Source organism: Mesorhizobium sp. 113-1-2, assembly GCF_016756475.1.
In the GTDB taxonomy this organism is placed as follows: Bacteria; Pseudomonadota; Alphaproteobacteria; order Rhizobiales; family Rhizobiaceae; genus Mesorhizobium; species Mesorhizobium loti_C.
In genome coordinates, this window is record NZ_AP023242.1 from 4551897 (window position 1) to 4577881 (window position 25985).

Genomic DNA, 25985 nt, shown 5'->3' on the forward strand with positions numbered 1-25985 from the left:
ACGGTATCCCATTGAAAGGTAATCGGTTTCAATGCCCGACGACAGTTCGTATCTGGTTGTTCCTTCATTCGCATTATGGCTCTTTACCCTTGCAGCCGTCGGCGTCCTGGTCATCGCGCTGGTGACGATGATGGTGCGGGCGCGCAGAGGCGCACGGATTGCCGTCGTGGGGGCCAGCCCTGCTCACAGCCCATTGCCGGAATTCGAGAAGAATGGGCAGTCGGCCGTTGCCGCGCTGGTGCAGTGGTCGCCTGAAACGCTGCGTCATATCCTGGCAACGGAATTGCCTGATGCCCAGGTGATCGTCGTTTCAAATCGTGAGCCGTATATCCACAACCGCGAGGGCGACGACATCCAGCTGGTCGTACCCGCCAGTGGGCTCGTCTCCGCCATGGAGCCGATCACGCGCGCCTGTGCGGGCACGTGGATCGCCTATGGCGGTGGTTCGGCCGACAAGCTGGTGGTCGACAAGAACGACCGGATCGAGGTGCCGCCTGACAATCCTTCCTACACACTGCGCCGTGTCTGGCTGAGCGAGGAGGAACAGCAAGGCTATTACCTCGGCTTTGCCAATGAAGGTCTCTGGCCGCTTTGCCATATCGCCTTCACCCGGCCGATATTCCGCGCCTCCGATTGGGAAGCCTATGAGGCGGTCAACCGTAAATTCGCCGACACCGTCGTCGCGGAAGCCCGCAATAAGCGGCCGATCGTGCTGGTCCAGGATTACCATTTCGCGCTGTTGCCGCGGATGATCCGGGAGCGCCTGCCCGAGGCGATCATCATCACCTTCTGGCACATTCCCTGGCCGAATTCGGAAGTGTTCAGTATCTGCCCGTGGCGCGAGAAGATTCTCGACGGCCTGCTCGGCAGTTCAATAGTCGGCTTTCACACCCAGTTCCATTGCAACAACTTCATCGACAGCGTCGACCGTTTCCTGGAAAGCCGGATCGAGCGCGAGGATTCGGCCATTTCCTATGGCGGCGAGATCAGCTTGGTGCACGCCTATCCGATTTCAATCGAGTGGTCGCCGCCGCACCTGGACAAACTGCCAGATGTCGCCCAATGCCGCCGGCAGGTTCGCGAGAAATTCGGTCTGGCCGAACATGTCAAACTGTGTGTGGGTGTTGAACGTCTCGACTACACCAAGGGCATCCTTGATCGCTTCAACGCACTCGATGAACTGCTGACGCTGCATCCGGAATGGATCGGCAAGGTGGCGTTCCTGCAGATCGCGGCGCCCAGCCGCGGCACTCTGCCTGCCTATCAACAATTGTACGAGGAGTGTCTGCGCCACGCCGAGGATCTCAACCAGCGCTATGGCCGCGAAGGCTACACGCCCGTCCTGATGGTGGCGGAGCATCACTCGCAGCAGCAGGTCTATGAAATCTACCGCGCCGCCGACGTTTGCATGGTCACCAGCCTGCATGACGGCATGAACCTGGTTGCCAAGGAATTTGTCGCGGCGCGCGAGGATGAACAGGGTGTGCTGCTGCTCAGCATGTTCGCCGGCGCGTCGAAGGAGCTGCTGGAAGCCCTGATCGTCAATCCCTATGACGCGGCGATGATGGGCGACGCCTTGCTGCAGGCCTTGACCATGTCCGAGGAGGAGCAACGCCAGCGCATGCGACGCATGCGCGAGATCGTGCGCGAAAACAATGTCTATCGGTGGGCGGGCAGCATGCTTCTCGATGCTGCGCGCTTGCGCAAGCGTGATGCAGTCGATCGTGCCGTGGGTGCTGCTCCAGCGGCCCCAGCCAATGTGATATCGCTGCTTGATCGCAGACGGGTGGCGGCGCTGTGATGTCGATATTGCCAAACCCGCCGGAACCCGTTGTCCCGCAAGGGCCATGGAGCCTGTTCCTCGATATCGATGGTACGCTTCTCGAACATGCCGCGCATCCCGATGCGGTGGTCGTAAGTGACGACTTGCGCACGCTGCTGGTACGGCTCGAAGCGCAATTGGATGGGGCGCTGGCGTTCATCACGGGACGGTCGATCGTCGCCGTCGACCATCTCTTCCAACCCCTCAGATTGCGCGCCGCGGGGCTCTATGGCCTTGAGCACAGGCTGGCACGTGATGGTCCGGTCGAGGCGGCCGGCGAACCGGCTGACATTGCGGCGCTCGCCAATGAAATCGCGACGGAACTGGACAATGCGGACGTCTATATCGAACGCAAGGGACCAATCCTGGCCATTCATACACGCGCGGCCCCGCATTTGCTGCAGCGCGCGACGGAGCTGGTCGAACAGGCCCTGGACAAATTACCCGCGGGATATCGGGTCTTGGCCGGAAATGCCGGTGTGGAACTGATGCCGCTGGAGGCGGCGAAGGGAGCCGCCATCCGACGCTTCATGCAAATTCCGGCTTTCAGGGGACGCCGACCGGTATTCCTCGGTGACGATACATCAGACGAGAACGGGTTCGAGACCGTCAACGAATTGGACGGCGTCTCGGTTCGCATAAAGCCGCATGGATCGACAGCGGCGCCTTTTGCGCTGGCCGGCGTGGACGCGGCCTTGGCCTGGCTGGACGGGATGAGCAGACGCGAGACTGCGGCCACGCTGGCCGCAACGGCCAAGTGAACCGGATTGCACCTAAACCGTTCACGCGCGTGGAAGGAGTTTGCCAATGACCCAACTGACCAGCTTCATCCGGGAAATCTTGCCCGCCTGGCTGCAACGGCGCGCCGAGCCGCAAAGCGGTGATACCAAGACGGCAGTTGAGCCGTTGCGTCCCGAAGACGCCGATGCGGTCTGGCGCAAGGCTGTCGAGAAGGATTTGTTTGGAGCCAACACGCCGGACTACGCCGAGACCGGGGAGAAGGAACCCAGACGCCATTGACGGCTGCGGCTAGCCTTCCCCGAAAACCAGCGAGACATTGCCGCCGGCATGGCGTTCGAGCCGGCCGGCGAGATCGAGTTCCAGCAAAACCATAAAGACCTGGGCGGGGTGCAGGCCGGTGTGGCGGATTATCTCGTCGACCGGCACCGGAGTCGGACCGAGCGCCTCGATGACCTTGGCGCGGTCGCTCTCGCCGGGCGGCGGCGTGGCCGAGAAATCCGGCGGGTCGTCGAATGGCGGCACATCAGGCGCCCGCATGCCGGTCAGCGGCGCGATCGCCCTGGAAATGTCGGAGGCTTCGGTGACCAGAGTGGCGCCGTCCTTGAGCAGGCCGTTGGTGCCGGCCGCGCGTGGGTCCAGCGGCGAGCCTGGCACGGCAAAGACCAGCCGGCCCATTTCGCCGGCAAGCCTGGCGCTGATCAGCGAGCCCGAACGCTGCGCTGCCTCGACCACCACCAGCCCAAGAGCAGCGCCCGCGACAAGACGGTTGCGGCGTGGAAAATCCTGGGCGCGCGGCTGCCAGCCGAATGGCATTTCCGAGATGACAGCGCCGCGCTCGGCGATCTCCGAGCACAGGCCGGCATTTTCAGGCGGGTAGGGCAGGTCGAGCCCTCCGGCCAGCACTCCGATCGTGCCGGTCGAGAGACTCCCTTGATGCGCCGCCGTGTCGATGCCGCGCGCCAGGCCAGAGACGATGCCATAGCCGTCGCCGCCAAGATCGGCCGCCAGCATGCGTGCCATCTTGATCCCGGCCAGCGATGCGTTGCGGGCGCCGACAATGGCGACGCCCGGCAACCGGAAGACAGCGGCATTGCCCTTGACCGCCAGCAGCGGCGGCGGATTGTCCATGCTTCTCAGCAACTGGGGATAGTCGGGCTCGCCGATGCCGACAAAACGTGCGCCAACCCGGCGGGCTGCCTCCAACTCTGCTTCGGCTTCGGCGATCGACGGAATGCGGGCGATCCGGCTGGCGCCACCGGAAATCATCAGTTCCGGCAGGATTTCCAACGCCACTTCGGCGGACCCGAAGCGATTGATCAGGTCGCGAAAGGAAGCGGGGCCGACATTCTGGGTGCGGATCAGCCGCAGCCAGCTCAGCCGCTGCCGGTCGCTGAGGCGCGGCCCGGCGGCCGGCTCGCTCACCGCGGTGGCGTGCTCGCTCACCCCTTGGCTCCGATCTTGCCCTCGGTGCCGGCAAGCAGCCGCGAAATGTTCGCCCTGTGCTTGATGAAGACGATAATGCTCATCACCACGAACAGGACGGCAATCTGTGGCGTGCTGATAAAATACAGGGCGATCGGCACGACGACTGCTGCGGTCAGCGCCGCAAGTGATGAGAACCGAAACAGGAAGGCCACCACCAGCCAGACGACGGCGAAAATCAGCGCTACCTGCCAGGCAAGGCCGATCAGCACGCCGAGATAGGTGGCGACGCCCTTGCCACCCTTGAAACCCAGCCATGCCGGGAAGAGATGGCCGAGAAAGGCGCCGAGACCGGCCCAGACGGCTGTTTCCGGCGCGAAATGGCCAGCGATCAGCACGGCGGCCGTGCCTTTCAGCGCATCGAGCAGCAAGGTCGCGGCGGCGAGGCCCTTGTTGCCGGTGCGCAGCACATTTGTCGCGCCGATATTGCCGGAACCGATCTTGCGCACATCGCCAAGCCCGGCGGCGCGGGTTAGCAGCAGCCCGAACGGTATCGAGCCGAGCAAATAGCCGAACACAAGTGCTGGAATGATGCCGTAATTCATTGTTCCCCCCGTATTTTCTTATGTCATCGCCTTGGCTTGCGTTCAAGCCAAGGCGCAGACGAACGAGTCGCCGATCAGGGGCCCATCGCCTGGCGCTCTTTGGACGATTCGCCAGCCGCAGTCTTCCACCAGACGGGTAAGGAAGTCGGGGTTGTAAAAGCACCTGCCGCCGTTCTTGTCCGGGCTCCTGTCCTCGAACCCGGCGATCCCGGCATCCAGGAAGCAAGTGAAAAGCAGGCGGCCCTGGGCCGCCGTGTGGCGGCGCAGCAGGGTGAAGATGAACACGGCGTCATCGGGGCTCTGGTGGGTGATCACGGAAAATAGCGAGACGATGTCAAAGGCGTGCAAGGGCAGCGGGAGTTCCGTCTCGTTGGAGAGTGGGCGCCCCTTCGGGTTGTAGAGCGAGTGGTGCGCGTCCAGAAGCACATAGGAGAAACGGCGATCGCGCACGGTGGAGCGCAGGAAGCCGATCATCTCCGCGAAGCAGTCGACACCGGTGTAGGAGCGGATCGGAATCCTGTGGTCCAGGATGGCCTGGGTGAACCGGACGCCGCAGCCGAAATCGAGGAGCCGGCTGGCTGCCAGTGTCTTCAATCCTATCTGCTGCCGCATCCTCTCCAGCAGCCAGGCACCGCTATCCTCCGGCGGCATCAGGGAACTCACCTTCTGGGAATTCCGGTTGAACTTCTGCGGGACGATGAACTTCGGCGGGGGACGCAAGCGATGCCAGATCGACTGCAACCAGGAAGGGTGATGCGATCTCATGCACAGGCTCTTGGGTAAAGCAGTGGATGACGGTTCACAGTACTGCGAAACCAGAGTGCCGTAGAGCTGCTGGCCGGCAGGGTTAAGCTGAAAACACTGTGCGGCCCGCCACCAGCGTTTGCAAGACCTTGCCTTGCAGGCGGGCACCTTCGAAGCAGGTGTTTTTCGAGCGCGAGCGAATGCCGCTTTCACTGACGATCCAGGGTTCATCGAGATCGACAAGGGCAAGATCGGCGACAGCGCCTGGCTTCAGTGTGCCGCCGGGCAGGCCGAACAGCTTTGCCGGCGCGGTGGAGAGCGTTTCGACCAGGCGTAGCAAGGGCACATCGCCATTGTGGTAGAGCCGCAAGGCGGCGCCCAGAAGCGTTTCGAGGCCGATGGCACCGGCGGCGGCATCGGCGAAGGGCAGGCGCTTGGTGTCGACATCCTGCGGATCGTGCGAGGAGACGATGATGTCGACCGTGCCGTCCCTGACCGCCTCGATCATCGCCAGCCGATCTTCCTCGGCGCGCAGCGGCGGCGTCAGGCGGAAGAAGGTGCGGTACTCGCCGACATCGTTTTCATTGAGCGACAGATTGTGGATCGACACGCCCGAGGTGACGGCAGCGCCGTCAGCTTTGGCGCGCGTCACGGCGTTTGCCGCCATCGCCGTCGAGATCTTTGCCGCGTGGTAGGAACCGCGCGTCAGCCGCGCCAACGCAAGGTCGCGCTCGAGTGGGATCGATTCAGCTTCACGCGGAATGCCGGAGAGGCCGAGCCAGCTGGCGTACAGGCCTTCGTTCATCACGCCGGATGAACCGAGGTCGGCATCCTGCGTTTCATGCACGATGGTGGCGCCGAAGTCGCGCGCATAGGTCAGCGCCCGGCGCATCACCAGCGCGCTTGCTATAGTGTGGCGGCCATCGGTGAAGGCGACGGCGCCGGCTTCGCGCAGCAGGCCGAACTCGGTCATCTCGCGACCATCGAGCCCCTTGGTGATCGCCGCAGCCGGGAAGACATTGACGATCGCCGTGTCCTTGGCGGTGCGCAGCACGAACTCGACCAGCGCGACATTGTCGATCACCGGATCGGTGTCCGGCATCATGACGACAGAGGTGACGCCGCCGGCGGCCGCGGCGACACTCGCCGAAGCGATGGTTTCGCGATGCTCGCCGCCCGGCTCGCCGATGAAGACGCGGCCGTCGATCAGGCCGGGAATGACCGCCTTGCCGGCACAGTCGATAACGGTGGCGCCATCGGGCGCGCCCTGGTTCAGCGCCGCCTTGCCGGCGGCAACGATTTTCCTGCCATCGACGACAACAGTGCCGACTTCGTCGATGCCGCGTGAAGGGTCGACGATGCGGGCGCGTTCAAAGACCGTCGTGCTCATGCGCCGCGGCCCTCTTGATTACGACGCGGATCGAGCAGCGCTTCCATCACCGCCATGCGCACGGCAACGCCCATCTCCACCTGTTCCTGGATGACGCTTTGCGGGCCGTCGGCGATTTCCGAGGCGATCTCGACGCCGCGGTTCATCGGGCCCGGATGCATCACCATTGCGTCGTCCTTGGCGGCCTTCAGCTTTTCGGCATCGAGGCCGAAATAGCGGAAATATTCGCGCACCGAAGGCACGAAGGCGCCTTCCATCCGTTCGCGCTGCAGGCGCAGCATCATCACCACGTCGGCGCCCTTGAGGCCCTCGGCCATCGACCGCGTGACGATGACGCCCATTTTCTCGATGCCACTGGGCAACAGTGTCGAGGGTGCGACGACCCGAACCTGCGCGCCAAGTGCGTTGAGCAGCATGATGTTGGAGCGCGCGACGCGTGAATGCAGGATGTCACCGCAGATCGCGACGATCAGCTTCGACAGCGGCCCCTTGGCGCGGCGGATGGTCAGCGCGTCGAGCAGCGCCTGTGTCGGGTGTTCATGCGCCCCGTCGCCGGCATTGACCACGGAGCAGCCGACCTTTTGGGCCAGAAGGGCGGCCGCGCCCGCCGATTGGTGGCGGATGATCAATATGTCGGGCCGCATGGCATTCAGCGTCATCGCCGTGTCGATGAGCGTCTCGCCCTTCTTCACCGAGGAACTTGCCACCGACATGTTCATGACGTCGGCACCAAGCCGCTTTCCGGCCAGTTCGAACGAAGACTGTGTGCGGGTCGAAGCCTCGTAGAACAGGTTGATCTGGGTGCGGCCGCGCAGCGTCGAGGTTTTCTTCTCGGACTGCCGCGAAATCGCAACGGCGCGATCCGCCCTGTCGAGCAACAGCTCGATGTCGGCGGGCGAAAGGTCGCTGATGCCCAAAAGATGGCGGTGAGGGTAGAGTGGCAGGGACGAAGCGTCGGTCATCTCAAGGCGCTGCTATAGGGTGCGGATTTTGCGCCCGCAAGCGCCAGCTTTGGATTGGCGCCGTTCTCCCCGGTATTTTCGTCGCGCGCGCGGCAGCGCTTGGCTATATCTAGCCGATGGCCTTGGATTCGTGGCTTTGGCACGATAGGGACCTTTCTACCGATTGAAGGATTGGGCGTGACCGACGACGTAACGAACCAGCCGCCGCCGCTGACGGGCGGCAACGCCTGGCGAGGCGATCCGTTGCTGATTCAGCTTGCCGAGCGGTTTTCCGATCCGGTGCGCAAGGATCTCGACGGGCTCGGCCGTTTCGTGCTGACGCAGGAAGCGCAGGAACTGGCGCGTCTGGCCAATGTCGAGACGCCGAAACTCAGGACGCATGATCGTCAGGGACGGCGCATCGACCTGGTCGAGTTCCATCCCGCCTACCATGCCTTGATGCGGCGCTCGGTGGCCAACGGGCTGCATTCCTCGGTCTGGGAAAATGGCGATGCCGAGATCGGCCGCCGCCATCAGGTGCGCGCCGCCCGTTTCTATCTGACCGCCGAGCTCGAGACCGGGCACCTTTGCCCCATCACCATGACCAGCGCCTCGCTGGCGGCGCTGATGGCCAGCCCAAAGCTGTTTCGTGAATGGGCGCCGCGGGTGACGACGCGCAAATACGACCAGAGCCAGAAGCCGCCGGTCGAGAAGACCGGGCTGACACTCGGCATGGGCATGACCGAGAAACAGGGCGGCACGGATGTGCGCGCCAATGTGACCAGGGCCGAACGCGCTGGCAGCGGGTTTTATCGCCTGACCGGGCACAAATGGTTCATGTCGGCGCCGATGTCGGACGCCTTCCTGGTTCTGGCGCAGGCGCCGGAAGGACTGTCCTGCTTCCTCGTGCCACGCGTTCTCGGCGACGGGACGGGCAATGGCTTCCGCTTCCAGCGGCTGAAGGACAAGCTCGGCAACCGTTCCAACGCGTCTTCCGAAGTCGAATTCGTCAACGCCATCGGCGAGATGGTCGGCGAACCCGGCGCCGGCGTGAAGACGATCATGGACATGGTCACTCTGACCCGGCTCGACTGCGCGGTGGCGTCCTCGGCAATCATGCGGGCGGGGCTGGCGGAAGCGGTTCATCATGCCCGCCATCGCCAGGTTTTCGGCTCGACGTTGATCGAACAGCCGCTGATGCAGCGCGTGCTGGCCGACATGGCGCTCGATGTTGCCGCCGCCACCGCGCTGTCGTTCCGGCTAGCGCGCTCCTTCGACGAGGCAGCGAGCGATCGCGGCGAGGCGGCGTTTGCCCGCGCCATGACGCCGGTCGTCAAATACTGGGTGTGCAAGATCGCGCCGCCGCTGCTCTACGAGGCGATGGAGTGTCTCGGCGGTAATGGCTATGTCGAGGAAGCGCCGCTCGCCCGTTATTATCGCGAGGCCCCTGTCAACGCGATCTGGGAAGGGTCGGGCAATGTCATGGCGCTCGATGTGCTGCGCGTGCTCGGCCGCGCGCCCGGACTGTTCGAAGAGGTGCTGGCCGGCATCGACCGTGACCTCGGCGCCGGCGGGCGCGGTACGATCGGTGTGCTGAAGGCCGCGATGCAGGTAGCTTCGACCGATGAGGGCTCGGCACGCCTGCTGACCGAACAGCTGGCGTTGTCGGCAGCCGCGGCGGAACTGCGGCGGCTCGGGGCAGGGCGGATTGCCGATGCCTTCGTCGAGACCCGCCTGGCCGGCCAGTGGCGCAACACCTATGGCATGATCGATTCGCGCCACGACGCGCGCATGATCATCGACACGCTCTATCCGCCGTTGAACTGAGCCGAGAACGGCGCACCGCTCGATTCTTTGATCAGTTGAACGCTTCCGAGGACATCGTGGTGCGTCCTGTGGATCGTCGTTAACCTTAACAAATGGTTTCCATTGCGGCGGCGGGCTGCAAAGCCCACTGTCATTCCTGCCGAAGCAGGAACCACGATGCGACACGTACTGACCTCCTTTCTGTCCGTGCACTGGGCGATTGTCTTCGCCCTGCTGGCGCTGATCTGCATCGATGGAGACCGCGGTGTGACGGCAGCGCTCGGCGTGCTTGGGGTGACCGTCGAGAGCGCCCGGTTCGTCAATCTGGAGAATGTCGTCGTCGTCGCGCCGCTGGCGATCGCCTTGCTGGTCGTGTCGGTGCTGTTCTTCTGGGCCTTTGTCGATTCCTTGATCAACGATGCGGCCAGCCCGGGCGCCGACAGCGTTGTTCGTATCGCCTTCATTTCCGCTTCCGGTGTGCTGTCGATGATCCTGATCGGTGGCGCCGCGCAAGGCATCAACGGGCTGTTCATGGTCGTCGCGGTGCAATTGGCCGCACTTCTGGCCTCCTATGTCGCGATGCTCGCCGAGCGGCGCTCGGCAGCCGCGTCCGATGACGCCGATTTCCACGCCACCGCGCACAACATGGCGAAGGCGGCGGCCCATAATTCACTGCTCTCCCTGATATCGGGCCGGGCCGGTCCGAACGGCAAGGGAGGCCGCTGATGCGCTACATCTTCGCATTTTGGGCGGCTCCGATGGCGCTGTTCTGGGGCTGGTTCTATCTGTCGGCCAATGACATGAATTTCGGTTATGTGATGCTCAGCCGGCAGATGCATGACTTCTTCTTCCAGCTCTATGGCCAGATGCTAGGCGTCGACCCGACGATCATCCCAGGCCTGGTGGCGAAGACGTGCATCTTCGACGGATTTCTGCTGATGGCGCTGTGGGCGTTCCGCCGTCGCCGCGAAATCGCCGGCTGGCTTAAGCAGCGCTGGGAGGGTCCGGTTCCGTTCGATCGGATGCAGCGAGCGACTGAAGCCGGTCCAAAACTCCCTGGAGAATAAAGGCTGCGGCCGCCGAATCGATCTTGCCGGCGCGCTTGGCGCGCGAGAAATCCATTTCGATCAGCGTCCTTTCGGCGGCCACCGTCGAGAGCCGCTCATCCCAGAAGACGAAGGGCAGGTCGCTCAGTTGCGCCATGTTGCGCACGAAGGCGCGTGATTTCTGCGCGCGCGGACCTTCCGACCCATCCATGTTGATTGGCAGTCCGATCGCCACAGCGCCGACATTCTCCTTCTCCAGCAAGGCCAGGAGCACGGCGGCGTCGAGCGAGAATTTCCTGCGCATGATGACCGGGCGCGGATGGGCGAAGGAGAATCCCCGGTCGGAAACCGCGACGCCGATCGTCTTGTCGCCGAGATCGAGCCCCGCCAGCGTCCTGCCACCAGTGAGCCGTGCCGGCAATTGCTCAATCGTGATGACAGCCAACGGTTTTCCCTCGTCTTTTTCAGCGGCACGCATCCTTCCGGATGCGCGGCGGACACTATACCCTTTGATCTCGGGGACATCGGCGTTCTATCCTTTGACCTGACAAAAATCGAGGAATGCATTTCATGAAACTGACCTGGTATGGCCATTCGGCCTTCCGTATCGAGACCGGCGACGCCAAGATTCTCATCGACCCCTATCTGATCGGCAATCCGTCCTGGACGGGCGGCTGGGAAGGGCCGGCCGAAGGGATAACGCATGTGCTGCTGACGCACGGACACAACGACCACATCAGCGGCGTGCTGGAAGTGCTTGGCAAAAGCGGCGCCCAGCTGGTCGCCAATTTCGAGATCTGCATGTATCTGGTCGGCAAGGGCGCCGACGGCAGCAAGATCAATCCGGGCAACATCGGCGGCACTGTCGATTGCGGCGGCTTCACCACCACTTTCGTCCAGGCACTGCACTCCTCCTCGTTTGGCGAAGACGGCGGCACGAACGTCTATCTCGGCAATCCGGGCGGGCTGGTCCTGCATTTCCCGGAAGACCGGACGCTCTACCATATGGGCGATACCGACATCTTTTCCGACATGGCACTAATCAACGAATTGCATGAGCCGAAGATCGGCATCGTGCCGATCGGCGACCGTTTCACCATGGGCGGCGCGGTCGCGGCACTTGCCTGCCGCCGCTTTTTCAAGTTCGACACCGTCGTCCCCTGCCATTTCGGTACGTTCCCGATGATCGATCCGACGCCGGAGAAATTCCAGACCGGCCTGGAGGGATCCGGTGTGAAGGTCGCATTGCCTGATATCGGTCAGACGATTACGATCTAGAAACAGCCAAAGCGGAACAAATCCATGGCGTTGGGGCGATCTCTTTGTGTGTCGATGTTTGTCGCGGCATCGCCCGCGCTCGCCGCGGATGACTTCATCGAAGGCGTCTACCTTCAGTCCGAGGAGCTTTGCACGCAGGCCAGGAAGGACACGCTGCAGACGTTGATCGACGCCGGCAACATAGTGCTTTCCGTGCATGGCCTGCAGGGCGTCGAGTACAATTGCGAGTTCGTGCAGGTCAGCAAGGCGACGCGCTCGCCGAGCTGGGCGGTGACAGCCATCTGCCAGGAACCGGGCTATGTCTTTCCCGATGTCCTGTCGGTGACGCGGATCAGCCCGACGCAGCTCGATCTCGTGTCGGTCCGGCCGATTGATGACGAAAGCGAGGCGAGCGGCAACAGCGGCAGCTACTAACTGTGCGAGGGCGTTGCCCTGCCATGACGATGCTGAAGCGCATCAAGTCGCTTTTTCGCCGTGAGTGGCTGGTGTTCCCAAAACTGGAACTGCATGTCGCGCATGGCTGTAATCTCTCTTGCGAAAGCTGTTCGCACTACTCCAATCACGGCCATTCCGGCACCGTCTCGCTCGAGGAGGCGGATCGCTGGATGGGATTGTGGAGCCGGCGCATAGACGTCACCTGGTTCTCCATCCTGGGCGGAGAGCCCACCATCCATCCAGAACTGCCTGCCTTCGTCGGGCTGGTCCGGCGGCACTGGCCGAGCGCCCGCATAGAGATCGTCAGCAACGGCTTTTTCCTGCACCGTCATCCGACATTGCCGGCGATTCTCGCCGCAGACGGCAATACCCAATTGAGTGTCTCGGTTCATCACGCCTCAGAGGAGTACCAGGAGAGATTGAAACCGATCTTCGATCTCCTGGAGGTATGGCGCCGGGAACATGAACTGCATATCCAGATCCGCCCATCAGACAAAAACTGGACCCGTCGCTACGAAGGCTTCGGCGACACCATGGCGCCGTTCGAGGATGGCGATCCTCGCGCCAGTTGGGAAATCTGCCCGGCTCGCCAATGCAAACAACTCCACGCCGGACAAATCTGGAAGTGTGCGCCACTCGCCTATCTGCCGATGCAGAAGGCAAAATACCGCCTTTCCGACAAGTGGGATCCCTATCTGGCATATCGACCGCTTGAGCCGGGCTGTTCCAATGCGCAATTGCGAGCCTTCGCCGCGCTGGAAGACGAAGACGCATGCGGCATGTGCTCGTCAAAGAGGCGATTGTTCGAGTTGCCCAACCCGCTGCGCCGCCCCAAGGACCAGGTCAGCACGGCTGCCTAGTTCGATGCCTGTTGCGCGCCGCGCGCGGCGCCGCTATAGCCCGGACTGGTTTTCCCGAGGCAAAATGTATGTCCGTTGATGTCAAGACAGTGAAGCGCGTCGCGCGTCTCGCCCGCATCGCCGTGAGCGAGGAAGATGCAGAACGCATGACCGGCGAGCTGAATGCCATACTGGGTTTCGTCGAACAGCTGAACGAAGTCGATGTGTCCGGCGTCGAGCCGATGACCTCGGTGACGCCGATGGAGATGAAGAAGCGTCAGGACGTCGTCACCGACGGCAACAAGGCGGCCGACATCGTCGCCAATGCGCCGGCGACCGAAGAGAATTTCTTCCTCGTGCCGAAGGTCGTGGAGTAGGTCGACGATGGCCATCGAGATCGCCATCGAGACGCCGCTGCAGGACGACGTGCGTGGCCTGGTCCACGAACTCAACGAGACCTTGCTCGAATTGACGCCGCCGGAGCATTGCTACCATCTGACGGTCGAGCAGATGGCAGGCCAGGACACCACCGTTTTCATCGCCCGCGACGATGGCATCGCCATCGGCTGTGGCGCGCTGAAGCGCCATGGTGGCACCATTGGCGAGGTCAAGCGCATGTATACGCGGCCTTCGCATCGCGGCCGCAAGATCGGCGCCCAGATCGTCGAGCGGGTCGAAGCGCTGGCGAGGCAGGAAGGACTGAAGCGGCTGGTGCTGGAGACGGGCGATCGTCATCCTGCCGCCTGGACCGTCTACGAACGTGCCGGCTTCTCGCGCTGCGGCCCGGTGCTGGATTATCCCGATTCCGAGTGGTCGGTGTTTTACGAAAAGAGCCTTTGATGAGCGACCTGACCCGACTGACGATTTCGCAGGCCCGTGCCAAGCTGCGCGGCAAGGAAATCACCGCGACCGAGATCACCGAGGCCTATCTCTCGGCGATCGATCGCGCCAATCCGGCGCTTAATGCCTATGTCGCGGTGACCGGCGACAAGGCACGCGACATGGCCAAGGCGTCCGACGCCAGGCTGGTCAAGGGCGAGGGCGGTGCGCTGGAAGGCATTCCGCTGGGAATCAAGGACCTGTTCGGCACCGAAGGCGTCCACACGCAGGCCTGCAGCCATGTGCTCGACGGCTTCAAGCCGCGCTACGAATCGACCGTTACCGCCAATCTGTGGGCCGACGGCGCGGTGATGCTCGGCAAACTCAACATGGATGAGTTCGCCATGGGCTCGTCCAACGAGACCTCTTATTACGGCCCGGTCATCAACCCGTGGCGGCGCTCGCGCCTCGACACAGTGGTGATGCCGACGACGCATCAGGGCGACGGCGGCTTCGTCTCGGCCGGCGGCACGAGAACCCAGCGCAGCCTGGACAATGCACAGCTGGTGCCGGGCGGTTCGTCCGGTGGTTCGGCGACCGCTGTCTCGGCCTTCCTGTGCGCCGGCGCGACAGCGACCGATACCGGTGGCTCGATCCGCCAGCCGGCGGCCTTTACCGGCACGGTCGGCATCAAGCCGACCTATGGCCGCTGTTCGCGCTGGGGCATCGTCGCCTTCGCCTCGTCGCTCGACCAGGCCGGGCCGATCGCGCGTGACGTGCGCGATGCCGCGATCCTGCTCAAATCCATGGCCTCGGTCGATCCGAAGGACACGACCTCGGTCGACCGGCCGGTGCCGGATTATGAAGCGGCGATCGGCAAGCCGATCAGGGGCATGAAGGTCGGCATTCCCAAGGAATATCGTGTCGACGGCATGCCCGAAGAGATCGAGGCGCTGTGGCAGAAGGGCATTGCCTGGCTGAGGGATGCCGGCGCCGAGATCGTCGACATTTCGCTGCCGCACACGAAATACGCGCTGCCGGCCTATTACATCGTGGCGCCGGCCGAGGCTTCGTCCAACCTGGCGCGCTATGACGGCGTCCGCTACGGCCTGCGCGTGCCGGGCAAGGACATTGTCGAGATGTATGAGAAGACCCGCGCCGCCGGTTTCGGCCGCGAGGTCAAGCGCCGCATCATGATCGGCACCTATGTGCTGTCGGCCGGCTATTACGACGCCTACTATCTGCAGGCGCAGAAGGTGCGCAACCTGATCAAGCGCGACTTCGAGAATGTTTTCGCCGCCGGCGTCGACGTCATCCTGACCCCGGCAACGCCCTCGGCCGCCTTCGGCATCGCCGACGAGGACATGGCCGCCGATCCGGTCAAGATGTACCTCAACGACATTTTCACGGTCACCGTGAACATGGCCGGCCTGCCGGGCATCGCCGTGCCTGCCGGCCTCGACCCCAAGGGCCTGCCGCTTGGCCTGCAGCTGATCGGCCGGCCGTTCGAGGAAGAGACGCTGTTCCAGACCGCCGCCGTCATCGAGCAGGCCGCCGGCACATTTCAGCCGGAGAAGTGGTGGTAAGGGTATCGCTCGTCTGAAGGGGTGAGCGATGTTCTTCTACGTGTCCAAGATCTTTTGGTTCTTCATCCAGCCGCTCAACCTGACGATCTTCCTGCTTCTGGCAGGGTTGATTGCCGGGCTGATCGGCCGGCGGCGGCTGGCTGTCAGCGGCAGCGTGCTGGCGTTTCTGATCCTCGCGCTCTCGACCTGGACGTCGCTTGGCGCGATGATGCTCAACCCGCTCGAGGAGCGTTTCCCGCGCCCGCCGCTGCCGCAAAAGGTCGACGGCATCATCGTGCTGGGCGGCGGCTTCGAGGGCGCCATCAACTTAGCGCGTGGCGGCTATGAATTGAGCAGCAGCGGTGACCGCATGGTCGAGACCGCAATCCTCGCCCGGCGCTTCCCACAGGCCAAGGTGGTTGTATCAGGCGGACACGGCGCTTTTTTCATCGACGCCGAGGGGGACGCAGACACCGCGTCCCGCCTGCTCGTTCCGCTCGGTGTATCGGCCGATCGTCTTGTCCTCGAGGACAAGTCCCGCAACACCTATGAAAATGCAGTCTTCAGCCGCAAACTTGTCGAACCGAAGCCGGGCGAGACCTGGCTGCTGGTGACCTCCGCCTTCCACATGCCACGGGCCAAGGCGCTGTTCGACAAGGCTGGTTTTCCAACCGTTCCATGGCCGGTCGACTATCGAACCTCGGGCAAGGAAGGTGTCGGCTTGTTTCGCGACAATGCGATTGATTCCGTGCAGAACACGACCATCGCGGTTCGCGAATGGATCGGGCTTTTCGCCTATTGGCTTTCCGGCCGCATCGATCAACCTTTTCCGGCACCTGGCGGCTGACCGATGACGGCGCGCCGCGCCGCCGAGAAAAACTGGCGCCGCACCAGCACGGCCAGCAGTAGAAGCGTCGACAGCACGAACACCATCGGATCGACGAACCAGCCGAGATAGCCGATCGAGAAGAACACGCCGCGCAGGCCGGAGTTGAAATGCTTGCCGGCCAGCATGTTCATTTGCGTCGCGCGCCACACCGCCGTTTGCGTGACCGGATTGCGCGAGGCTTCGCCATGCGGGATCGGCACGGCGCCGATCAGGATCGAGCAATAGTTGAACAGCCGGTAGGCCCAGCCGAATTTGAAGAAGGAAAAGGCCAGGATCAGCACCAGTCCCAGCACCTTGATCTGAAAGGCCGGGCGCGACGGCGCGCCACCCAAGGGGAGGTTGCTCAGCACTTCAAGCACACGGTCGGACGCGCCGAGCAAAGCAAAGCAGCCGCCGAGCGCGATCAGCGAACTCGAGGCGAAGAAGGCGGTTCCCTGCTGCAGGCCGCTCATGATGGCGGTGTCGACGATACGGATTTCGCGCTCGGCCATGGTGCGCATCCAGGCTTCGCGCTGCGCATTCATCGCCGTCGTCAACGACACGCGGCTGACCAGCCTGCCGTCGGAAGCAAGCGTGTGCAGCACCCAGGCGAGGAGGAAAAGGCCCAGTGCCGCAAGATCGGCCGTCGATAGATAGGAGGAATTGCCCATGTTCTGTTCTTACCCTGGCTTCTTACGTCAGCAAGGGTTCGGCGGCTTGCATTTGCAAGGCTTCGACCACCATGTCTGTCCTGGTGACCCAGCCCAGGGCGTTCTCGAAATTCCACAATGTCGACTGGCGATTGAAGTCCGGACCCGAATGGTTGATCGCGTCCTCGACCAGGATGGGCCAGAATTCCAGCATGTAGGCGTCGCGCGCGGTCGCGTCGACGCAGATGTTGGTGGCGACCCCGGTGAACAGGAGATAGCGGATTTCCCGGGCGCGCAGATAGGCTTCCAGGCCGGTGTTGCAAAAGCCGCTGTAGCGCGACTTGCGGATGACCTGGTCGCCCGGTTCGGGCTTCAATGCATCGACGATCCGCCAATCCCAGCTGTCGTCGATCAGCAGCCTGCCGCGCAGCTCCGGGCGCTCGCGCATCAGCACCATGCCCAATTCCTTTTGGTAGTTCGGCGAGGAGGGGTCTCCCGCGTCGCTGAGGTCGGGCCGGTAGGACATCTGGAGGTAGACGACCGGCACGCCGTTTTCGCGGGCCACGCCAAGCAGGCGCCTGTTGGCTTCAATGGCCGGGGTGGCACCGGAAATGTCGATGCCTGCAAGGTCGAACATCCCACCCGCCGAGACAAAGGCGTTCTGCATGTCGACGACGACCACGGCGGTCTTCTTAGGGGCGATATGCACTGGTTTCGGCCTGGCATTCAACACGAGCATCATGTCCCCCTCGGCAACCGCAAACCGCGCTGGTGCGTCACGCAAAGAATAGCCGCGCCCCGACGGTCCGGCAATCAATGTCGCTGCCGGAGCAAACAAGGTCGGCAGGTGCTGCGCCGCGATTGTCAAAAGAGCGGAAACATCTGGGGAATTCCTATATGTAGTCCTCGACGTGACTTCAGGAGACAGCGTGTTCCTTTCGGTTTTCGACCTGTTCAAGATCGGTATCGGTCCCTCGAGCTCGCACACGATGGGGCCGATGACGGCGGCGCGGCGGTTTCTCGACGAAGTCGCGGGCGATGACTGGCCGCGGCCCACCGGCGCCAAGGTCGCCCGCATCGGCGCCAGCCTGCATGGCTCGCTTGCGTATACCGGCATCGGCCATGGCAGCGACCGCGCCGTCATTCTCGGTCTTGCCGGCCAGACGCCGCAGACGGTCGACCCCGACCAGGCCGACGGCATCATCAGCCGCATCACCGGCGACAAGATGATTTCACCGCCCGGTCACACCTCCTACCATTTCGACCCGGCTACCGATCTCGTACTCGACCGCAAGACGCCGCTTACCGGTCACGCCAACGGCATGGCGTTCCATGCCTACGATGCCGGCGGTCGTCTGTTGCTCAAGCGCATCTACTATTCGATTGGCGGCGGCTTCGTGGTTTCGGAAGAAGAGCTGCAGCGGATGAAGGCCAAGGGCTCGGTCACGACCGAAGGCAAGAAGGTGCCGTATCCCTTCAAGAACGCCGTTGAGATGCTGAAGATGGCGGACAAGAGCGGCCTTTCCATTGCCGAGATGAAGCGCGTCAACGAGGAAACGCAGATGTCGCGCGAGGAGCTCGACACCGGCCTCGACGCCATCTGGGGTGCGATGAAGAGTTGCATCGACCGTGGCCTGTCGCAGGACGGCATCATGCCGGGCGGTTTGAAGGTGCGGCGCCGGGCACGGCAGCTCCACGACAAGCTGCAGGAACAGTGGCAGCAGAACCGGCCGAATCCGCTGCTCGCCAATGACTGGCTGTCGATCTATGCCATGGCGGTCAATGAGGAGAATGCCGCAGGCGGTCGCGTCGTCACCGCGCCGACCAATGGCGCGGCCGGCACACTGCCGGCGGTGCTGCGCTACTGGCTGCATTTTCACCCCGAGGCTGATCAGCCGAGCATCCGCGACTTCCTGCTGACGGCGGCGGCCGTCGGCGGCATCATCAAGACCAATGCCTCGATCTCGGGCGCCGAGGTCGGCTGCCAGGGCGAGGTCGGCTCCGCCTCGGCGATGGCCGCGGCCGGCCTCTGCGCCGTCATGGGCGGCACGCCCATGCAGGTCGAGAATGCCGCCGAGATCGCCCTCGAACACCATCTCGGCATGACCTGCGATCCGGTCGGCGGTCTGGTGCAAGTGCCGTGCATCGAGCGCAATGCGCTCGGCGCGGTCAAGGCGGTGACGGCCGCCTCCCTGGCGATCAAAGGCGACGGCGTCCACTTCGTCCCGCTCGACGCGGCGATCGAGACCATGCGCCAGACCGGCCTCGACATGAACGAGAAGTACAAGGAAACCAGCCTTGGCGGTCTCGCGGTCAATGTCGTGGAGTGCTGAGCAACGCTTGGCACTGTGGAGAAGTTCGTCAGGCCGTTGACGTCCCGGCGCTCCGGACTAACCTTAGCGAATGGCTCTCAATCTCCTAAAACTGTGCGTCGGCTGCGACAGCGTCGAGGATCTCGAGGAATGGATCGAGTTCCGTCTCGACGAACGGCACCGGGCCGGTGAACCAGCCGAACACTGGCACACCACCCGCATGGTGCCGACGCGTGGCGCCGAGATCACCGATGGCGGGTCGCTCTACTGGGTGATCAAAGGCAATGTGCAATGCCGCCAGCTGATCACCGAGATCCGGCCGTTCACCGACGACGAGGGCATCGGCCGCTGCCATCTGATGCTCGACCCGAAAGTCGTGCGCACCGACTGGCAGCCGCGCCGGGCTTTCCAGGGCTGGCGCTATCTGAAACCGTCGGATGCGCCACTCGACCTCGGCAAGGGCAAGGCCGGACTGGTCGAGATGCCGCCGAAACTCAGGCGCGAGCTTGCCGATCTCGGCTTGCTGTAGGCCATCGCGCGGACGCGTTGCCTGCTTTGACGCGGGCTTTCTGGCCCTCCATCTTGCTCCGCGCTGGACTTGCAAGCGGCTCGACAACGCCACATCTTGAAATCCATGCGCAATGAAAAGCTGTCGAAACCGACAAGGACGGTGGGGTTGGAAAGCCATCCCGCATGGCGATCCTCTTCCTGTCCGGGTGAAGGCCATCATTCCGGCGCAGAAAAAATGTTTGATGACATCACGCGGCTGTCCAAACGGACAGGGTATCTGCGGGGCGGTGGGAAATGTTAGGCGCAATTATCGGTCTGGTCGCATTGCTGCTGGTGCTCCTGGGCGTCGCCTCGGCCTTTCTGCGAGCTGATCCGGCCCAACTGGCAAGCGGGATGAGAACACTGGGGCCTATCCTGCTGGCGCTGGTGGGCGGCGCCGTGCTTCTGGTCGGCCGAAGCGGAATCGGCGGCATCATCCTGTTCGTGGCGATTGGCTGGTATGCCGCCACACGCGCAAACCGGCCCGATGTCAGGCCGGCGCCGGGAAAACGCTCGACGGTGCGGACGGCAGCGCTCGAAATGGAGCTGGATCACAATACGGGCGGCCTCGAAGGGCTGGTCCTGGCCGGCCGCCATGACGGCAAGATGCTTGGCGCGATGGGCCTCGGCGAGTTGCAGCATCTCTACCGCGAACTCTCCGGCGATGCGGAGAGCCGCCAGTTGCTAGAGACGTATCTTGACGGCAGATTTCCCGTCTGGCGCAAAAACACTGAGACGAACGGTGGCGAAGGGCTGGGTGTTACGCCAGGTCCGGGCGCCATGACTAAGGAGGAGGCCTACAAGGTCCTTGGTCTTGAAGCGGGGGCCGCCGCGGCGGATGTCCGCAAGGCGCACCGCCGCCTGATGCAGCGCCTGCACCCCGATATCGGCGGCACGTCTTTCCTGGCGGCGCGAATCAATGAAGCCAAGGACGTCTTGCTCTCCAATCACAACTAGTCTCCTTCGACGCAGAATTTTTCCGGGAGATCGCTTCCACGCCGTCCTACTGCTGGACGGCGAAGCACTCGATTTTCTTCTTCTTCAAAGCGGTGCAGGCCTTCCAGGCGGCGTCCTTCGAACCAAAGCCGCCGAAACGGGCGCGGTAATAGGTGACGCCGTCCTTGTCGAAAGCGACGGTGAAGCCGGCGGCATCCGCCAGCACCTTCGGCGCCTGCTTGGAGGTCTTGTCGAGGAAGGCCTGGGCTTCCGACTGCTTCGGTGACGAAGCGACCTGGATTGCCCAGCCCGACGGCACCGAAGCGGTGTTGACCGGATCGACGGTCGGCGTCGGCTCGGCAGCCGGTGCCGGCTCGGCATAGGCAGCCACGACCTGAGCAGTGGCGACCTTGGGCGCCGCGACGATGACCGTCTTCACCTTCTTTGCCGGGACAACCAGTTTGGGTGCTTCGGCTTCGGCGCTCTCTTCGTCATCACCTTGCGCAACAGTCGCGTCTTCGGCAACGGATGTGTCGTCGGCGCTGGCCACAGCCACCGGCTTGTCGTCCGGGGTCGGCGCGTCGTGCTTGGGCAGGAGAACCTTGGCAAGCGCCTTGATCGGGTTGCCGCTGTCAGCCTTGGCAACCAGATCGCCGCCACCGCGGGTCGAGGCCCTGGGCATGTAGGTGTTGATCAGGGATGCCATCTGGTTGTCGCGGCTGCCGCCCGACGTGCCGCCCATGACAACGGCGACGAGACGGCGGTTGCCGTCATTAACCGATGAGACGAGGTTGAAGCCGGAGGCGCGGGTGTAACCGGTCTTGATGCCGTCGACGCCCTTGATGCGGCCAAGCAAGCGGTTGTGACCGTTGATGCGCTGGCGGCCGTAGAGAAAGGAGCGCTGCGAGAAATAGCCGTAATATTGCGGGAAATGCTCCCTGAGCGCGATGCCGAGCGTCGCCATGTCGCGCGCGGTGGTGAACTGGCCGGGGTCGGGCAGGCCGTTGGCGTTGCGGAAGACGGTGCCGTTCATGCCGAGCTGCCGCGCCTTGGCGGTCATCATGCGGGCAAAAGTGCTTTCATCGCCGCCAAGCATTTCACCGAGTGCGGTGGCCGAGTCGTTCGCGGACTTGGTGACGATCGACAGGATCGCGGTCTCGACGGTGACTGAACCGCCCGCCTTCACGCCGAGTTTCGTCGGTGCCTCGCCCGAGGCCTTGGCGGAAAACACCACTGGCGTGTTCTTGCTGATCCTGCCCTTCGCCATGGCTTCGAAGGTCAGGTAGAGCGTCATCATCTTGGTCAGCGACGCCGGATAGCGCCTGCCGTTGGCATCCGCGGAGTACAGCACCTTGCCCGTCTTGGCGTCCACGACAATGGCCGCCTGCCGCGCTGCCAGTGAGGAGGCAACGTCGACGCAAACGAACGTCATCGCCAGGGCGAAGACCATGATCGCTTTGAGAGGGGAGATGGATTTGGAAACGATGCCCAACAACGCCTTACGCACTGATATTTCCCTTGAATTCTTCGTTGCGTTGGAGGCGGCAAAGGGTCCTGCCTCGCTTCCAGCCAAACTAGCGGGGCAGCGTTACCAATCCGTTTATGGTAACCGCCGCGTTCACCATTTTCTTCGGGCTTGAAACGCACTTTATTTGATTTTTAGCCATTGCCTGCGCAGGCGTGCTCCGCACACCGGCGAAATGTTGACTTTTGTGCGGCGCACAATATATTCTAGTGCATTGCACAAGGGCGCCCCGAAGAAGGACGCCTCAACCGTCAAGGGAAATCGTGAAATGACCCAGACCTATGAGGACTTCAGCAAATACGGCAAGGAATTCGCCGACACCGGATTGAAGAGCTTCGCTTCGCTGTCCAAGGGCGCCCAGGCGATCGCCACCGAGGCCGGCGAGTACACCAAGAAGAGCTTTGAAGCCGGCAGCGCCGCCGTCGAGAAGCTGTTTTCGGCCAAGTCGCTGGACAAGGCTATCGAGATCCAGACAGACTATGCCAAGCAGTCCTACGAGGCGTTCGTCGCCGAGGCCACCAAGATCGGCGACCTCTATGCCGAACTCGCCAAGGAGGCCTACAAGCCGTTCGAATCGATCGTTGCCAAGGCGAAGTAATTTCGCCCGACAGTTTCAGATCCGGCCCTTTGGGCCCGGGACAGAACCCGGTCGCGGAAACGCGGCCGGGTTTTTTCATGCCAATTTCCCATCTGGAGCCGCGTAGCGCTTCACGATTGCGAAAATCCGCCAAGTTTGGTCACCTAGCCATATTGTCAGCTAACCAGAAGGGCTTAAAATCGTCCATCGAACACCTACATGTCGAACTCGCATGAGGATTCGAAAGAGGCAGGATTACGTGACGATCGGTTTGACTGCCACGAGACAAGTGGCGCGGATGCAAAACGGCAGCGGCGACGGCAATGAGGCCGGCCGCGGGACGGCCGTCATCACGCGCACCAAAACCAAGACCAAGAAGCCCAGCCTTTACCGGGTCCTCATCCTCAACGACGACTACACTCCGATGGAGTTCGTGGTTCACGTGCTGGAGCGTTTTTTCCAGAAGGACCGCGAAGCCGCCACACGCATCATGCTTCATGTTCACAATCATGGAGTGGGCGAGTGCGGGGTCTATACATTCGAGGTGGCCGAGACCAAAGTGTCTCAGGTCATGGATTTCGCCCGACAGAATCAGCATCCGCTGCAATGCGTGATGGAGAAGAAGTGAGGTAACATGCCGGCTTTCTCCCAAGGCCTGGAAAAGGCGCTTCACCAGGCGCTGACGCTCGCCAATGAGCGGCACCACGAATACGCAACCCTAGAACATCTGCTGCTGGCGTTGATCGACGACACCGAGGCGGCCGCCGTCATGCGCGCCTGCAACGTCGATCTTGATGAGCTGAAGCACACGGTTCTCACTTATATCGACACCGAACTCGACAATCTGGTCACCGGCTACGACGAGGATTCCAAGCCGACCGCCGGCTTCCAGCGCGTCATCCAGCGCGCGGTGATCCATGTGCAGTCGTCTGGCCGCGAGGAAGTGTCGGGCGCCAACGTGCTCGTCGCCATCTTCGCCGAGCGCGAGAGCCACGCAGCCTATTTCCTGCAGGAACAGCAGATGACCCGCTACGATGCGGTCAACTACATCTCGCACGGCATCGCCAAGCGCCCCGGTGCATCGGAGACGCGCTCGCCGCGCGGCGCCGATGACGAGCAGGGCGGCCAGAACGGCGCCGAGCCGCAGGAGGAAGGCGGCAAGAAGAAGCAGCAGCAGGATGCGCTGACGGCTTATTGCGTCAACCTCAACAACAAGGCCAAGGCCGGCAAGATCGACCCGCTGATCGGCCGCGAGTCGGAAATCAACCGCACCATCCAGGTGCTGTGCCGCCGCTCCAAGAACAACCCGCTCTATGTCGGTGACCCCGGCGTCGGCAAGACGGCGATCGCCGAAGGCTTGGCCAAGCGCATCGTCGAAGGCGACGTTCCCGAAGTGCTGCACAATGCCACCATCTTCGCGCTCGACATGGGCACGCTGCTCGCCGGCACGCGCTATCGCGGCGATTTCGAGGAACGGTTGAAGCAGGTCGTCAAGGAACTCGAGGACTATCCGGGCGCGGTTCTGTTCATCGACGAGATCCACACCGTGATTGGTGCGGGTGCCACGTCAGGTGGCGCCATGGACGCGTCGAACCTGTTGAAGCCGGCGTTGTCGTCGGGTGCAATCCGCTGCATCGGCTCGACCACCTACAAGGAATTCCGCCAGTTCTTCGAGAAGGACCGCGCTCTGGTGCGGCGCTTCCAGAAGATCGACGTCAACGAGCCGACCATCGAGGACGCCATCGAGATCATGAAGGGCCTCAAGCCCTACTATGAGGAATTCCACAAGGTGAAGTTCACCAACGAGGCGATCAAGGCATCGGTGGAACTGTCGGCCCGCTACATCAACGACCGCAAGCTGCCAGACAAGGCGATCGACGTGATCGACGAAACCGGCGCCTCGCAGATGCTGGTGCCGGAAGGCAAGCGCAAGAAGACCATTGGCATCAAGGAGATCGAAGCAACGATCGCCACCATGGCGCGCATTCCGCCGAAGACGGTTTCGGCCGATGACGAGAAGGTGCTGCAAGGCCTTGACATCGAGCTGAAGCGGGTCGTCTACGGCCAGGACACCGCGATCACCGCGCTGACCTCGGCGATCAAGCTGGCACGTGCCGGCCTGCGCGAACCGGAAAAGCCGATCGGCTCGTATCTGTTCTCGGGTCCGACCGGCGTCGGCAAGACCGAAGTCGCCAAGCAACTCGCCGCCTCGCTCGGTGTCGAGTTGATCCGCTTCGACATGTCGGAATACATGGAACGCCACACCGTTTCGCGGCTGATCGGCGCTCCTCCCGGCTATGTCGGCTTCGACCAGGGCGGCCTGTTGACCGACGGTGTCGACCAGCATCCGCACTGCGTGCTGTTGCTGGACGAGGTCGAAAAGGCACATCCGGATCTGTTCAACATCCTGTTGCAGGTCATGGACCACGGCAAGCTGACCGACCACAACGGCAAGCAGATCGACTTCCGCAATGTGATCCTGATCATGACCACCAATGCGGGCGCATCCGACGCGCAGCGCGCGGCGATTGGCTTCGGTTCGACCAAGCGCGAAGGCGACGATGTCGAGGCGATCAACCGGCTGTTCACGCCGGAGTTCCGCAACCGTCTCGATGCGATCATCCCGTTCGGCTCGCTGCCGGTGCCGGTCATCCATCAGGTGGTGCAGAAGTTCGTCATGCAGCTCGAGGCTCAGCTCTCCGAGCGTGGTGTCACCTTCGACCTGTCGCCGGATGCGATCGCCTGGCTGGCCGACAAGGGCTATGACGAGCGCATGGGCGCGCGGCCGCTCGGCCGTGTGATCCAGGAGCACATCAAGAAGCCGCTGGCTGATGAGGTGCTGTTCGGCAAGCTCAAGAAGGGCGGCACGGTGCGGGTCACCGTCGAGAAGAAGGAAACCGGCGAGACCGGCCTGAAGCTCGAATCGCTGGCCGACGAGGCGCCGGTGAAGCCGAAAAAGGAAGAGCCGGAAGACGCGCCGAAGCCGCCCAAGGCTGTGGCGAAGAAGCCTGCCGCGAAGAAGATCGTGGCGCAGAAGCCGGAGCCCAAGGGCAAGGACGGCGGCAAGCGCAGCCTGGTCCCGCAACTGCCCCGCAAGGGCTGATCGGCACTCACT

Annotated in this window: 28 protein-coding genes; 19 read left to right on the top strand and 9 right to left on the bottom strand. The window is 63.0% G+C overall.

The window, feature by feature from the left end; genetic code table 11:
- Positions 1–31: 31 nt before the first annotated feature.
- The 3 genes from JN279_RS22015 to JN279_RS22025 are packed head-to-tail and all read left to right on the top strand — an operon-like array spanning position 32 to position 2842.
- Complete coding sequence (locus tag JN279_RS22015; RefSeq protein ID WP_096446326.1) at positions 32–1801, top strand: alpha,alpha-trehalose-phosphate synthase (UDP-forming); 1770 nt, start codon at positions 32–34, stop codon at positions 1799–1801.
- Positions 1801–2583 (top strand): trehalose-phosphatase, encoded by a 783-nt coding sequence (otsB, locus tag JN279_RS22020; RefSeq protein ID WP_096446324.1) that lies wholly within the window; start codon positions 1801–1803, stop codon positions 2581–2583. The genes JN279_RS22015 and otsB overlap by 1 nt, the downstream gene beginning before the upstream one ends.
- Before the next feature lie 46 nt (positions 2584–2629).
- The gene (locus tag JN279_RS22025; RefSeq protein WP_096446322.1) at positions 2630–2842 is read left to right on the top strand and encodes a hypothetical protein; all 213 of its coding nucleotides are present in this window, start codon (positions 2630–2632) and stop codon (positions 2840–2842) included.
- 9 nt (positions 2843–2851) lie between these two features.
- On the opposite strand, the gene dprA is transcribed toward JN279_RS22025, so the two are convergent.
- The 5 genes from dprA to JN279_RS22050 form a co-directional block, all read right to left on the bottom strand.
- Complete coding sequence (dprA, locus tag JN279_RS22030) at positions 2852–3985, bottom strand: DNA-processing protein DprA (RefSeq protein ID WP_096457333.1); 1134 nt, start codon at positions 3983–3985, stop codon at positions 2852–2854.
- Positions 3986–4002: 17 nt separating this feature from the next.
- The gene (gene plsY / locus JN279_RS22035) at positions 4003–4590 is read right to left on the bottom strand and encodes a glycerol-3-phosphate 1-O-acyltransferase PlsY (protein ID WP_096446320.1); all 588 of its coding nucleotides are present in this window, start codon (positions 4588–4590) and stop codon (positions 4003–4005) included.
- 42 nt (positions 4591–4632) lie between these two features.
- Positions 4633–5355, bottom strand: coding sequence for a class I SAM-dependent methyltransferase (locus JN279_RS22040; RefSeq protein ID WP_096446318.1), 723 nt, complete (start codon positions 5353–5355; stop codon positions 4633–4635).
- 82 nt (positions 5356–5437) lie between these two features.
- Complete coding sequence (locus JN279_RS22045) at positions 5438–6724, bottom strand: dihydroorotase (protein WP_096446316.1); 1287 nt, start codon at positions 6722–6724, stop codon at positions 5438–5440.
- Positions 6721–7686: an aspartate carbamoyltransferase catalytic subunit gene (locus JN279_RS22050; RefSeq protein WP_096446314.1), complete on the bottom strand. Its 966-nt coding sequence runs from the start codon at positions 7684–7686 to the stop codon at positions 6721–6723. The genes JN279_RS22045 and JN279_RS22050 overlap by 4 nt, the downstream gene beginning before the upstream one ends.
- Before the next feature lie 177 nt (positions 7687–7863).
- Here JN279_RS22050 and JN279_RS22055 point away from each other — a divergent pair, with 177 nt between their 5' ends.
- From JN279_RS22055 to JN279_RS22065, 3 genes are all read left to right on the top strand, one after another.
- Positions 7864–9492, top strand: a complete 1629-nt coding sequence (locus JN279_RS22055) for a DNA alkylation response protein (RefSeq protein WP_096457330.1) — start codon at positions 7864–7866, stop codon at positions 9490–9492.
- Positions 9493–9648: 156 nt separating this feature from the next.
- The gene (locus JN279_RS22060; RefSeq protein WP_096446312.1) at positions 9649–10197 is read left to right on the top strand and encodes a hypothetical protein; all 549 of its coding nucleotides are present in this window, start codon (positions 9649–9651) and stop codon (positions 10195–10197) included.
- Positions 10197–10538, top strand: a complete 342-nt coding sequence (locus JN279_RS22065) for a DUF6105 family protein (protein ID WP_096446310.1) — start codon at positions 10197–10199, stop codon at positions 10536–10538. Before JN279_RS22060 ends, JN279_RS22065 begins: the two co-directional genes overlap by 1 nt.
- On the opposite strand, the gene ruvX is transcribed toward JN279_RS22065, so the two are convergent.
- Positions 10456–10962 (bottom strand): Holliday junction resolvase RuvX, encoded by a 507-nt coding sequence (gene ruvX / locus JN279_RS22070; protein WP_096446308.1) that lies wholly within the window; start codon positions 10960–10962, stop codon positions 10456–10458. The genes JN279_RS22065 and ruvX overlap by 83 nt on opposite strands.
- A 125-nt stretch (positions 10963–11087) precedes the next feature.
- Here ruvX and JN279_RS22075 point away from each other — a divergent pair, with 125 nt between their 5' ends.
- The 7 genes from JN279_RS22075 (at position 11088) to JN279_RS22105 (ending at position 16300) form a co-directional block, all read left to right on the top strand.
- On the top strand, positions 11088–11795 hold the full coding sequence (locus JN279_RS22075; RefSeq protein ID WP_096446306.1) for a metal-dependent hydrolase: 708 nt from the start codon (positions 11088–11090) through the stop codon (positions 11793–11795).
- Between the two features lie 24 nt (positions 11796–11819).
- On the top strand, positions 11820–12209 hold the full coding sequence (locus tag JN279_RS22080) for a hypothetical protein (protein ID WP_096446304.1): 390 nt from the start codon (positions 11820–11822) through the stop codon (positions 12207–12209).
- Between the two features lie 23 nt (positions 12210–12232).
- Positions 12233–13090 (top strand): radical SAM protein, encoded by an 858-nt coding sequence (locus JN279_RS22085; protein WP_244734078.1) that lies wholly within the window; start codon positions 12233–12235, stop codon positions 13088–13090.
- A 68-nt stretch (positions 13091–13158) separates the two neighbouring features.
- A complete protein-coding gene (gene gatC / locus JN279_RS22090; RefSeq protein WP_027044576.1) occupies positions 13159–13446 on the top strand; it encodes an Asp-tRNA(Asn)/Glu-tRNA(Gln) amidotransferase subunit GatC in 288 nt (95 codons plus the stop codon).
- Between the two features lie 7 nt (positions 13447–13453).
- Complete coding sequence (locus JN279_RS22095) at positions 13454–13909, top strand: GNAT family N-acetyltransferase (RefSeq protein WP_096446302.1); 456 nt, start codon at positions 13454–13456, stop codon at positions 13907–13909.
- Positions 13909–15474 (top strand): amidase, encoded by a 1566-nt coding sequence (locus tag JN279_RS22100; RefSeq protein WP_096446300.1) that lies wholly within the window; start codon positions 13909–13911, stop codon positions 15472–15474. The genes JN279_RS22095 and JN279_RS22100 overlap by 1 nt, the downstream gene beginning before the upstream one ends.
- A gap of 28 nt (positions 15475–15502) precedes the next feature.
- Positions 15503–16300 carry a YdcF family protein gene (locus JN279_RS22105; RefSeq protein ID WP_096446298.1) on the top strand — a complete coding sequence of 266 codons (798 nt, stop codon included), beginning with the start codon at positions 15503–15505 and terminating at the stop codon, positions 16298–16300.
- Here JN279_RS22105 and JN279_RS22110 read toward each other — a convergent pair.
- Complete coding sequence (locus JN279_RS22110) at positions 16273–16992, bottom strand: DUF599 domain-containing protein (RefSeq protein WP_096446296.1); 720 nt, start codon at positions 16990–16992, stop codon at positions 16273–16275. The two genes, JN279_RS22105 and JN279_RS22110, sit on opposite strands and share 28 nt — an antisense overlap.
- A gap of 22 nt (positions 16993–17014) precedes the next feature.
- Positions 17015–17713, bottom strand: coding sequence for a cysteine hydrolase family protein (locus JN279_RS22115; RefSeq protein WP_342216261.1), 699 nt, complete (start codon positions 17711–17713; stop codon positions 17015–17017).
- 187 nt (positions 17714–17900) lie between these two features.
- Between JN279_RS22115 and JN279_RS22120 the strand changes: the two genes are divergently transcribed.
- From JN279_RS22120 to JN279_RS22130, 3 genes are all read left to right on the top strand, one after another.
- The gene (locus JN279_RS22120; protein ID WP_096446294.1) at positions 17901–19304 is read left to right on the top strand and encodes an L-serine ammonia-lyase; all 1404 of its coding nucleotides are present in this window, start codon (positions 17901–17903) and stop codon (positions 19302–19304) included.
- A gap of 70 nt (positions 19305–19374) precedes the next feature.
- Positions 19375–19812, top strand: coding sequence for a DUF1489 family protein (locus JN279_RS22125; RefSeq protein WP_096446293.1), 438 nt, complete (start codon positions 19375–19377; stop codon positions 19810–19812).
- Positions 19813–20087: 275 nt separating this feature from the next.
- Positions 20088–20789 (top strand): DnaJ domain-containing protein, encoded by a 702-nt coding sequence (locus tag JN279_RS22130; RefSeq protein ID WP_096446291.1) that lies wholly within the window; start codon positions 20088–20090, stop codon positions 20787–20789.
- A gap of 46 nt (positions 20790–20835) precedes the next feature.
- On the opposite strand, the gene JN279_RS22135 is transcribed toward JN279_RS22130, so the two are convergent.
- Positions 20836–22275: a D-alanyl-D-alanine carboxypeptidase gene (locus JN279_RS22135; RefSeq protein ID WP_202350225.1), complete on the bottom strand. Its 1440-nt coding sequence runs from the start codon at positions 22273–22275 to the stop codon at positions 20836–20838.
- A 286-nt stretch (positions 22276–22561) separates the two neighbouring features.
- On the opposite strand from JN279_RS22135, the gene JN279_RS22140 reads away from it, so the two are divergent.
- The 3 genes from JN279_RS22140 (at position 22562) to clpA (ending at position 25973) form a co-directional block, all read left to right on the top strand.
- Positions 22562–22891, top strand: a complete 330-nt coding sequence (locus JN279_RS22140) for a phasin family protein (RefSeq protein ID WP_010909566.1) — start codon at positions 22562–22564, stop codon at positions 22889–22891.
- A gap of 277 nt (positions 22892–23168) precedes the next feature.
- Positions 23169–23498: an ATP-dependent Clp protease adapter ClpS gene (gene clpS, locus JN279_RS22145; RefSeq protein WP_027051901.1), complete on the top strand. Its 330-nt coding sequence runs from the start codon at positions 23169–23171 to the stop codon at positions 23496–23498.
- 6 nt (positions 23499–23504) lie between these two features.
- Entirely contained in the window at positions 23505–25973 is a 2469-nt protein-coding gene (clpA, locus tag JN279_RS22150; RefSeq protein ID WP_096446287.1) for an ATP-dependent Clp protease ATP-binding subunit ClpA, read from the top strand.
- Positions 25974–25985 lie beyond the last annotated feature (12 nt).